2 protein-coding genes are annotated in these 2,359 nt (G+C 69.1%); both read right to left on the minus strand.

Translation table 11 applies throughout. The features are described from left to right. Positions 1 to 112 precede the first annotated feature (112 nt). A complete protein-coding gene (locus ACWEKM_RS46395) occupies positions 113 to 1,264 on the minus strand; it encodes an aminotransferase-like domain-containing protein (RefSeq protein ID WP_451627343.1) in 1,152 nt (383 codons plus the stop codon). Positions 1,265 to 1,592: 328 nt separating this feature from the next. After that, the gene (locus tag ACWEKM_RS46400) at positions 1,593 to 2,261 is read right to left on the minus strand and encodes an HAD family hydrolase (RefSeq protein WP_451627344.1); all 669 of its coding nucleotides are present in this window, start codon (positions 2,259 to 2,261) and stop codon (positions 1,593 to 1,595) included. Between the last annotated feature and the right edge of the window lie 98 nt (positions 2,262 to 2,359).

A 2,359-nucleotide genomic window follows, 5' to 3' on the forward strand; every position in this document is an offset into this window, starting at 1 on the left:
GTGCGGCAGCCGCAGATAGCCTTCCTGCCGGCCCTCCGCATCCAGGTCGATGTCGGTCCAGATCCGGGTGTGGGACATGTGCTGCTCCTTTGCGCCGTGCGGCGGGTGGTGGCTAGTTGGCCTGGTGGGCGGTGGCGACGGCGTCGAGTCCGGCCGTGAAGGTCTCCCGTGTCCGGGGACCGCCGACTCCGAAACGGACGGCATTGGGAACACTGACGTCGGGGGTGAGGGCGAACTGGTCACTCGCCCCGATCTCGGCACCCAGCTTCAGGACGGCCTGGACGAACTCGCCGCGCGGCAGGGCCGGCGGGAGCGACAGCCACACATGCGGACTGTGCGAGGTCGCGCGATAGTCGGCGTCGGCCAGGGCCTCGGCCACGCGTTCCTGGCGCCATGCGATCTCCTCGCGTACCGCCTGGATGATCTCATCGGCCCGGCCGGTCTCGACCAGTTCGGTGGCGACGGCGGCGTTGAGCGGAGCGGCCATCCAGTAGGTGGCGCGCACACCGGGCCAGAACCGCGCGCCGGTCTCGTCCTGGCCCGGCCCGACGACATAGGCGATCTTGAGACCCGGCGCGATGCACTTGGCCGTTCCCACGATGTACCAGGCCAGCTCGGGTGCGAACGAGGACAGGGCGGGCGGCGAACTGGGCGGGAGCACACCGTAGATGTCGTCCTCGATGACCTGGACACCGTACCGGCGGCAGGTCTCGGCGATGCTCTGCCTGCGTTCCACACTCATCGTGCCCGTGGTCGGATTGTGCAGGCTCGGCATCGTGTACACCGCGCGGGGAGCATGGGCTGCGCAGACGCCCGCGAAGGCGTCGGGCAGCATCCCCTCGGCATCGATCGGCACGGGAACGAGCCGGATACCGAGCGTGTCGGCGAACACCTTCACCGGCGGATAGCTCAGCTCCTCCACGGCCAGCACACCGCCACGGCCGACCAGGCCGGACATGAGCATCATGAGCGCACTCTGGGTGCCGTTGGTGACGACCATCCGCTCCAGGTCCGGCGGCTGCGGGAACCGGCGGGCCACGAACCGCGCCGCGGCGGCCTGGTCGCGCTCGGCACCCCGGTACTGATGCGAGCCGATCAGGTCCATCGGAGTGAACTGGCCCAGAACCGAGTCCACGGCACGGCGCAGGATCGGATCGAAGACATCGGGCACCTTGGGCGGCAGCGTCCCCGTCATGAACGCCGGGGAGTCCGCGTCACGGCGGTCGTCGACGTTGTAGCGCGCCGGGCGGTAGGGCAAGGGCATGAGACGTCCCAGTTGTTGAAGATCTTGAGCAGGATGAAGTGTGAGTGGCGTACGGGCCGGGCTCGGGCTACCTAGGGATGGCGTCCGCGGCCTCGTGGGCAGCGGGCCCGCGGATACGCTCAGGCCCGGCGGTCATCGACATCAATCCCGGTACCGGGGAGTGGGGGTGACGCTCCGTAGGGTCGCCGTTCAGCTGGCCGGTCGGTTCGACGTGCGCCCAGTCGGTTCGACACGTGTTTCGGTCGGTTCGACATGTGCCCGGTCGGTTCGGCATACACGCCTTGGCCGCTCCGGCGCACGGTCCGAGTCTCCCCGACCGGCAGTGACCCTAGGCGAGGTCGAGCACGTCCTTCAGGTTGGCCGCGATGGCTGTGTGCGGTGCAGCCTGGAGTTGTTCGCGGTCGTGTGCTCCGCCGAGGACGCCGATGACGTGGCCGGCTCCGGCGCGGGTACCGGCGAGCAGGTCGTTGACGGTGTCACCGGCGACGAGGACGCGCTGGACCGCGTCGATGCCTAGCTGGATGACGGCGGAAAGGATCAGGTCGGGGTAGGGGCGGCCACGGAGCGTTCCGGACTGGGCGACGGTGAGGTCGACCAGGTCCCGCCAGCCGAGGGTGTCGAGGAGTGCGTCCTGGACGGCGGCGTCGAAGCCGGTCATCAGGCAGGTCCTGACGCCGCGTTCACGCAGGCCCGTGAGGACGTTCTCGGCGCCGTCCTTGGCGGTCAGTTCACCCGCCAGCACCGCCTTGAGCATGAGGTCGATGAAGTTGCGGTGCGCTTCGGCGGCCTTGTGGGCATCGGGCGCCAGGCGGCTGAACATGTCGGTCTTCGCCATGCCGCGCAGCGGGCGGAGGGTTTCCGGGGTGATCGCGTCGAGGCCGGCCAGGGACAGGGCCTCGTCCACGGCCCGTTCGACGGTGCCGTTGTCCGCGATGGTGGTACCGGCCATGTCGAGGACGGCCAGGTCTATCGCCCGGGAGGCGTCGTGGTGAGGCACAGGTGTGTTCCTTCTACAGGGAGTGTTCGATCGTGATGTCGGCCATCACATCGAGTGCTTTGGTGGACGCTTTGGGGCGGCGGACCGCGATGCCGACG

The organism is Streptomyces sp. NPDC004752 (genome assembly GCF_053601275.1).

Bases quoted from the DNA above. Each gene is read 5' to 3' on its own strand.
- ACWEKM_RS46395 (WP_451627343.1), bottom strand. From the start codon at position 1,264: ATGCCCTTGCCCTACCGCCCGGCGCGCTACAACGTCGACGACCGCCGT.